Below are 8641 nucleotides of genomic sequence, written 5' to 3' on the forward strand. Positions count from 1 at the left end.
AGTTTGCAAGAGTCCGGGGTGAAGTGCGATCGCATCTTAATCGATGAAACTACGTCTTCCGGAATTGCCACGATCGCCGTCGAGGATACCGGAGAAAATACCATTGTAATTGTCCCTGGGGCAAACGATCGCCTCAATGAATCAGACTGCGATCGCCTCACGGATTTATTGCCCAATGCGGCAGTATTATTATTACAATTAGAAATTCCCCTAACAGCCGTCCTAGCAGCAGCTAAAAAAGCTCATGATGCCGGGGTTATCGTCATTTTAGATCCAGCCCCCGCCCGAGAACTGCCCCCAGAATTATATTCCCTAATTGATATCATTACCCCCAATGAAACCGAACTAAGTATCCTCACTGGAATTGCCGTTACCGATGTAGAAACAGCCACAGAAGCAATCACCAAATTACAAACACTCGGAGTCACAACAGCGATCGCCAAGTTAGGAGGAAAAGGCGTACTCTGTGCCAGAGGAGAGGAGCAGTTTTTTGTCCCCGCCTTTGAAGTGGAAGCAGTGGATACCGTAGCGGCAGGGGATGCCTTTAATGGCGCATTGGCAGTGGCGATCGCCCAAGGATTACCCTTACCCGAGGCGCTGAGATGGGGGGCCGCCGCTGGTGCATTAACTGTCACGAAACCCGGTGCTCAATCCGCCTTACCCAGTCGCCTCACCTTCGACCAATTTCTCCGGGAGGGTAAAATCAAGACTTGATAGGTTATATCATGTTTGGTTGATTGCCGAGAGTGACCTAACCCCCCAACCCCCTTCCCTAAGAGGGCAGGGGGAGAAGAGGAAGAAATGTAACTTAAATTTACCCTTAGATAACCTAGGTTCCCTACTTCCCTAAGAGGGAAGGGGGAGAAGAGGAAGAAATGGTTTTTTAGGTTAATCTACTAGACTTGATATTAATCCAAGGGCTGAGTCGTGGCGATCGCCGCAATCCCATACACCGCAATCCCTTCTTGAGACAGGGTTTTAATGGCTTCTCGGCAAGTTGCCCCTGTAGTATAAATGTCATCGAGCAAAATCACCCCCTGTTTCGGCTTGCTGCGGCGAAACCCGGCCCCCACCGTCATTGAATTGGCGAGAGTTTGCCTGCGTTCCGCAGGGGATAATTTATTTAACGCCTCCGTATCTACCACTCGTTCTAAACCCCGAGGTTCTAAAGGGTATCCCGTCAGTTCGCAAAAGCTTTTTGCCAGTAATTCCGCCTGATTAAATCCCCGTTTCTGTTGCTTGCCGAGATACATGGGAATGGGAACCACCGTTAATCCCTGAGCTTTTGCCAAGGGAGACTGTAACCAAGTTTCAGCGAGATTGTACCCCAATGGTCGGGCAAGTTCCGGGCAGTTTTGGTACTTCATCACTGCGATCGCCCGTTTCATCACTCCGCCATAGCGACCCCAAATCAACACCGGAGGAGTTTCCTTTAATAACGGTTGCCTCAAAGAGAATTTTTGGCGCTGCAACAGGCGATCGCAATTGGGACAGAGGAGGGGTTTTCCAGGGCGATCGCACAAAGGACAGTTGGGTTTTAAAAACAAACTTACCCACCCTTTCACCATTGCCGACCAATTTCCCATCATCTGCGAACCTCCCTTTCTGACTCTAAATTTTCATCTTAGCCCCCCTCCTGCGAGTTGACCCAGTTTTTTTAATCCATGCAAAAGGGAGCCACCCAGACTATGATAGAGGATGTCCGAATGCTTGCTTAATTGTGGATCATCTCTACTGGCTGGACCAAATTCAACCCTCACAACGACATTTAGTGGGGGACAATCCATTTTATTTAAGTCAGATAGCGCAACAGGGCTATCCAGTGTTGCCCGGATTTGTCTTGGCGGCCCCCGCCTTGCGAGAATTTTTAGAAAGCTATCCTTGGGAAGAACCCCTGTTTGCCGAACTCCTGAGTTCGTCGGTGCATCTGAATGTGGATGATACCCGACAGCTTAAGGCGATCGCCCAACATATCCGGGAACAGATGATGGCGGCAGAGTTACCCCAGCAATGGATTAATGACTTGGCAATCGCCGCTGAAAAACTGAGTTCCCCGGGGTTAATCCTGTCCCTGAGTGTCACCCTCCCGAAAAATACCCCCAATCCGGTCAAATTTTCGGGGTTAGTGGAAAGCTATGTTTGCCTGTGCGATCCAGAGGAAATTGCCCTGGGGGTACTGCAAACTTGGGCGGAGTTATTTAGGGCTAGAAGTTTATTGTATTGGCAGCGATCGCGGATTGAACTGCGTACACTGAATCTGGCGGTTTTGGTGCAACCCCTACACAGTGCCATTACCTCTGGAACTCTCACCTATACCAAAGCGCATTGTGAAATTCAAGCCACCTGGGGAATGGCACTGTCGATTAAACTGGGACAGGCGATTCCCGATTCCTATCAAATCCACTCCGAGAGTGGGGATGCGATCGCCCAAAGTCTGGGGAACAAACATCTCGGTTACGACTTGAGATTGAACTCCACCCCACGGGATGAGTTAACCGCAGAAACCAGCTTGCTGAGTCCCTACAGTTGTCTGCAACCCTATTTTGTGAGTGAGGAACAACAACAGGAATTTTCCCTCAAACCCCAGGAACTGGAAAAATTGGGGGCGATCGCCCGAAACCTCGGCAGTCACTTAAACAGCAACTTCATCCTAGAATGGACCCTCGCCAAAGCTACAGAACAGATCTATATCACCACAGTGGAAGTGGGAAATCCTCAGAAAATCTCACCCCCCATAGACCCTCCATACTCCCCAAAATCTTCCTCGGTAGCGGCAACCGACGCAGAAGGGGGACCCGATATCCTCCTGGGAACAGGGGCTGCCAAAGGAGTCGCCATCGGATTAGCCTATTGCATCACCTCCCCAACGGAAGTCTTGGAACATATTCCCCCGGGACGGATCTTGATTGCCCAGGAAATAGCCCCCCATTGGCTGGATATCGTCAGACAAGCAGCGGCAGTCGTCACCGAATCCGGGGGGATGACCAGTCATGCCGCCATTCTCGCCCGAGAATTTGGCATTCCTGCCGTAGTGGGGGCTGCCGGAGTGACGCAAGCGATCGCCACTGGCACAGAAATTTGTGTGAATGGCGATACCGGCGAAATCTTTGTGCTCCCTGGAGGAACAGTCCACCCCAGTCTTAAGCGATCATCGCCTCAACCTGTTATCTCTGCTGTTTCCCTACCTGATCCAATGCCTTCACCAGATTCCAACCCTCTGCCTTCTCCCTTGTCCCTACCCTTTCCCACCGCTACACAGTTGTTGGTGAACCTGTCTCATCCGAGTTCTTTAGACCGAATTGCTGACTCTTACTTAGATGGAGTCGGTTTATTGCGATCGGAAATGATGGCCCTGGAAATTTTCCAATCCGAAGACCCTTACCAATGGTGCGATCGGCACAAACAGCAGGAGTTTATCCACCGGATGACCGACCCCTTAAAGCGCGTCGCCGAATTTTTCTTTCCCCGTCCGGTATTTTATCGGTCCTTAGATTTGCGCGGGTACGACTTGCCGGGAATGCGATCGTCGCCCGGACAATCCAGCATCAACCCCAGTCGCAGCGCCCAAACCTTGGGCGTACATGGCGCATTTAGCTATCTCCTCGACCCGGCATTATTTGATTTAGAACTGGAAACCTTAGCCAAACTGCAACAGGAGGGATTGACAAACCTGCGGTTAATCATTCCCTTTGTGCGAACCGTCGAAGAATTTATATTTTGCCGGAGTCGGGTGCAACAATTCAAACTCGACAGCGTTCGGGATTTCCAACTCTGGATTATGGCCGAAGTGCCTTCTGCCTTATTTTTAATCTCAGATTATGTGCAAGCAGGAGTCCAGGGGATTTCCATCGGCACCAATGATTTAACCCAGTTTATCCTCGCCGCAGACCGAGAAAATCAGCAAATGTCCCAGGTGTTTGACCCCCGCCATCCGGCAGTGATGAGGGCGATTCATCAACTGATTCAGATGGCAAAAGCAGCAGGAATTCCTTGTGCGATTTGTGGAGGCGCACCCACCCGGTATCCGGAAACCATTGATACGCTTGTGCGCTGGGGAATTGATGCAATTTCCGTCGAACCCGAGGCGATCGCTCGCACTCATCAGGCGATCGCCCGGTCCGAACAGCGCATCCTCTTAGATCTCGCCCGTCGTGACTCAGGCGACTGTCTGTTCTAACCCTGTGTTTCCGAATCCCTTGCTGGAGACTCCACTGGGGCGACTGGACTCCAGACACCTTTCGGTGTGCTATTGCGGTGCATCAGCGCCAAAGTCAATTGTTTAAATAACCAGTATAAAACCATAATCACCACAAACGTGACAATCATCACCAAAACCGGAAGACGACCAATCAAATCATTCATCACACTTCTAACTAAAATATCCGGGTCCGTGACAATATCCCAACTATTAAACCGTTGAAAGCGACCCAGATAAATACCGACTGCCGTCAACCCATGTATCACCAGTTCCGCCACCCGAGTAAACCGACGTAACCCGCACCGTTCCATATACCAAGTTAAATAAATCAGCGACAGAACGTAAGATTGAAACCCCACCATCATAAATATCAGATACTGAGGAATCAAAGCTAAAGTAATAATCCAGGCCGAGTGTCCGGCGCGAATATCATTGATTAAATGAATGACATCGGTTAAGACATAAGGCGCATTCGGTAAAAAAGCGATAAAAGCCACAAATCCCAACCACCATAACAGGGAACGTGAGACCGTTGGGCTATTTTGGGTGCGCCGCAAGTGCCAAATTTCCGAAGACATCAAAATCAGAGTCAGGATAAGAATCCAGATTAAATAATTGGTACTGAGTCGTTGAAGCAGGAAAATTCCCGTCCGGAAAACCCGGTGAGCAGTCGGCAGAAAAGTGGCCCCTAGGATAAGAAACACCCCCCACCGCAACCATTGCGATCGGGGTTTGTGAAACAGCCAAAAACTTAAAGCTAAGGGGACAACCGCTAAAAACGTATTCCACACCATAAAGCGATGATTGCCTTGCAGGATTCCCCATGCAACAGTCATCCAGTCCATCAATTGAGCAGTCATAGGCTTTTTCTTTCAGGGATTCTTTCAACAGAGCTTGTTTTCTTCCTTACTATGATATTCACTCCATTCTGAGAGTTGCCAAATTGCTGAAAGTCTTGACAAATTGGAGATTTTGTGGTATGTAAAGAACTAATCAGGCTATACATAACTCACTCCTCACTATATCCCCCACTTCACCCACCCCACCCTCGTGACGAAAGCTCTGCCGAGTCACGCCCCATTGGAGGCTCTGCCTCCTGTTAGGCGCTTAAGCCCTAGCCCTGTCAAGGTGGTAAATTTAATGACGAAAAAGAGTGATGGAATGTAGGGGCGCAATGCGCAGGCCCTGAATTGGGCCTGCGCATTGCGCCCCTACAAATACACCTTGACATGACTAGAGCTTAAGCCCCTGATTGTTCGTGAAGACTAGAGGCGGGAGAGTAGGACCGAGGGGGTGTTTAAGCCGTTTGGAGTATTTCGTAGTGGAGGAGTAGCACCGCATCACAGGGTAGAGTTTCCAGGGCGAAGGTTGTCCCATCGTTGTTGGCAAATTCAACTTCAACCGCTTCATCGCCGTATTCCATGACAACGGTTCCCACTTGACCTTTGAGCAGGCGAATGGGTTCGCCGGTTTCAAAGTGTGTAGTTTCGCGATCGCCCTGTAAAGGCTGGCATATTTTTCGCCGCGACTTGGATAGCGGGTGTAAGGCTTTTGGGTCTTTGGGGATGGCTGGGAGTTTAATGTCCAGAACTCTATTTGCAGGCTCAAGGCAACTTTGTCAATCTCTTAGCTGAATATTTTTACAAAAACTTTACAAAAAAACCGAGTTATTGTGACAGACTTTAGTCAAAGCAAAAAATCAATAGATCAGGGTAAGTCATTATGAAAACAATTAATCAGGTCAGTTCAGCGGTGGCGATCGCGATCGCGTTCTTGCCGCTATCAAACCAAAGCGCCCAAGCCGCCCGACTCGCCAGCGGTACATTCAGCTTATTTTTAGAATGTAATAATGATGGAACCTCCATGTTGCTCAACCCCCAAATGGGTTGGCAATATTCCCAAGATGCCATTGGTGATATGACCGATGGGTACACCTATGACATGACTGGGATGGCAGTTTTCCAAAATGAAAGTGACGTCTTTGTGGCGCTCGCCGGAAATATGCCCCTGTCCGGTGCCGGATATGATCGCAGCCTAGATCGAATCTTCTATGGAGACCTATTCTTTACCCCCGACGGTGATAACTTCCAAAACTCCATGACGGCGGGAAACCTGTACGGGATTCACTTCAGCGGCAGCCAGGATTCGGGCGCTAACGCGGGACTCGGGATCTATCAAAATGTCGCCGCTAAAACCGTAGGGATGCAAAACTTTGGTCATCGGACTTACGGCAACTACGAAGGGATGGTCGATACCAGCAGTCCCAACTTCTATGGAGACTTAGGCGTTTCCAATAACTACCTCAACCCCAACGGTCCCGGCTATAACGTCATCAGCCGCGGCAACCGGGTTCAAAACGATGGCTTCCAAATGTTGAGTGTTCTACAGCTAGCCAACGCCGGATTTAATCTCAACCAATTTGGGGGAAGTGAAATCTTCGGATTCAAATTCAATCTCGATGCGATACTACCTGAATTACCTCCCCCCCTACCCAAAGACGTGGAGGCCCTGAAAGGCATTGGTGAAGAATATGGCTATAACTGGAACGAGAAAGGTCATGACGAACAACTCGCCCATCATGACCAGGTGATGGTCGAAAAACAAGCCGCAGCCGATACCCACCAATCCGAAGCCGATGCCCAGGGACAACAAGCTGATGTCCATCAGACTCAATCCCAAATGTATGAAGAGCGGCGGCAAACCTCCAACAGCGAAGCCAGTCGGCTATGGAGTGAGGAAATTAATGTTCGCAACAATGAAGTGACCCAGTTAGCCCGGTCTAGTTCGGGAGGACAGGGCAACGGTATCATTGCCACTGAGCGGAACCGGCGCAATAATATCGTCAACCAAATTACGCAGGTCACCCGAACCCTGACTGAAATCCCTGGACAAATTCAAACCCAGACCCAGCTACGGCAGACCGCAATCAGCCAATTCAACGCCGTTCCCAGCTCCGCCTCCGCCTTAGCAACTGCTCGCCAGAATGCCAGTGGGACCATCCAACAAGCTTACGCCGCTGTAGAAGACCTCTCAGTCCGCAAGGCAACGTGGGAACAGTACAAACAAGCCAATCAATGGGATAGTCGCACCCGGGAAGAACAGTTAGCGTTACAAGAGGCTTACAGTGGAGATTGGATCGCTATCCGTAACGATGGAAGTGCGGCTAAGGATGAACAAGAGTTGACTCTGTTCTCGCAGCGGATTAGTAATTTTGAGAATCAAGTCACACAGCAACGTCAGAACACCATCCAAGGCTACCAAACCCAAATTAGTCAGGCTGACAGCCAAATCAGTAGCCTACAACAGCAGTTGCAAACCGCCCAGGAGCGCAAGCCTCAACTGGACAATCAGTTAGAGCAGTTTTATCAAACCAACACTCTACGAAATCGTCTTCAATCCATTCAGCAGCAAGCCTCTCAGAATCTAGGGGCCTTAGATAGCAACAGTAGCCTCACCGCCAGCCAAAAAGCCGAACGCCGCGAGTTCTATGAAAGTGAAATCGCTCGGACTCAGGAGTTCATCAACGAACTCAATTCCGGGGACTGGAAAACCTCTCTTGATACCTTGTTTGATAACGCATGGAGTTATTTCAACTCAGTTTTGCGACAGGATGCTCGAAATAGCGATCGCCCGATCTTCGATGCTAACGGCAACCCCGCCACCTATAGCCAGTCAGATGTGACGGTGCAGATTCCCCTCTACGATGAAGACGGCAATATCACCGGATACCGCACTGAAATCATCGGTGAAGTGGGCGCACCCAAAACCGTTGGCAGTGAGTACCGTCGTGAGGAAGCCGAAGCTGCTCTCTTCTCGACCGTTCGCCAGGAACGACGGCAAGCACGGAATCAGGCGCAGGGCGATCGCAATCGCGAAAATAACTTGAAGCAACAAGCCGCAAGTCGTCAAACCCAAGCCCTGAGTCAGAAAAACAGCGCCCTGAGTGAAAAATCCGCTGAAAACGAACGCAAGAATGCACTACTGCTAGATATTGAAGGGCAAATTTCTCAAGTTCGAGATACAGCCATCGCCGAGGCGCGGCGAGAAACCATGCAGGAATCCCTCGCCCAGGCTAACAACGAAAACCAGCGAGAACAAGCCTTAGAAGACCGCGTTGGCGCACGGACCCCCGATAATCCCGGTGGGATTCCCAACAGCGAAGCCGAGGCGCTCTCCGCCATGTCTGTTCCTGAACCCTCTTCCGTCCTGGGGTTAATGGCTATAACTGGGGCTTGTGCTGCCTTGCGTCGCCGTCGCCGCGCAGTCTAGCCTCTGCAGAGCAAGCCGCGAGGCTCTTGGGTGAACGATTCCTGCTGTTTCACTCAGCTTTACCTTGAACCCTTGAAAAACCCCGTGGACGGGGTTTTTCTCCCAGTTCACGCCCCATTGGAGGCTCTGCCTCCTGTACTGTATCAGGCGCTTAAGCCGCTGATTGCCCGTGAC

6 protein-coding genes are annotated in these 8641 nt (G+C 50.4%); 3 read left to right on the plus strand and 3 right to left on the minus strand.

The annotated features are described in order from the left end of the window. A partial coding sequence (locus J0895_RS13570; RefSeq protein WP_207088617.1) for a ribokinase occupies positions 1-714 on the plus strand: 714 nt, incomplete at its 5' end. A gap of 194 nt (positions 715-908) precedes the next feature. Here J0895_RS13570 and J0895_RS13575 read toward each other — a convergent pair. Beyond that, positions 909-1589 (minus strand): ComF family protein, encoded by a 681-nt coding sequence (locus J0895_RS13575; protein ID WP_207088618.1) that lies wholly within the window; start codon positions 1587-1589, stop codon positions 909-911. A 131-nt stretch (positions 1590-1720) separates the two neighbouring features. Here J0895_RS13575 and J0895_RS13580 point away from each other — a divergent pair, with 131 nt between their 5' ends. Next, positions 1721-4177, plus strand: a complete 2457-nt coding sequence (locus J0895_RS13580; protein ID WP_207088619.1) for a putative PEP-binding protein — start codon at positions 1721-1723, stop codon at positions 4175-4177. On the opposite strand, the gene J0895_RS13585 is transcribed toward J0895_RS13580, so the two are convergent. Both J0895_RS13585 and J0895_RS26760 read right to left on the minus strand, forming a co-directional pair. Further along, positions 4174-5058 carry a DUF1361 domain-containing protein gene (locus J0895_RS13585; protein ID WP_207088620.1) on the minus strand — a complete coding sequence of 295 codons (885 nt, stop codon included), beginning with the start codon at positions 5056-5058 and terminating at the stop codon, positions 4174-4176. The two genes, J0895_RS13580 and J0895_RS13585, sit on opposite strands and share 4 nt — an antisense overlap. A 437-nt stretch (positions 5059-5495) precedes the next feature. Continuing rightward, on the minus strand, positions 5496-5786 hold the full coding sequence (locus J0895_RS26760; protein ID WP_340643511.1) for a DUF4926 domain-containing protein: 291 nt from the start codon (positions 5784-5786) through the stop codon (positions 5496-5498). Positions 5787-5920: 134 nt separating this feature from the next. Here J0895_RS26760 and J0895_RS13595 point away from each other — a divergent pair, with 134 nt between their 5' ends. Beyond that, positions 5921-8467, plus strand: a complete 2547-nt coding sequence (locus J0895_RS13595) for an XDD3 family exosortase-dependent surface protein (RefSeq protein ID WP_207088622.1) — start codon at positions 5921-5923, stop codon at positions 8465-8467. Positions 8468-8641: the final 174 nt, after the last annotated feature.

Origin of the sequence: Phormidium pseudopriestleyi FRX01 (assembly GCF_017313335.1) — a bacterium.
Lineage (GTDB): Bacteria > Cyanobacteriota > Cyanobacteriia > Cyanobacteriales > Laspinemataceae > Laspinema > Laspinema pseudopriestleyi.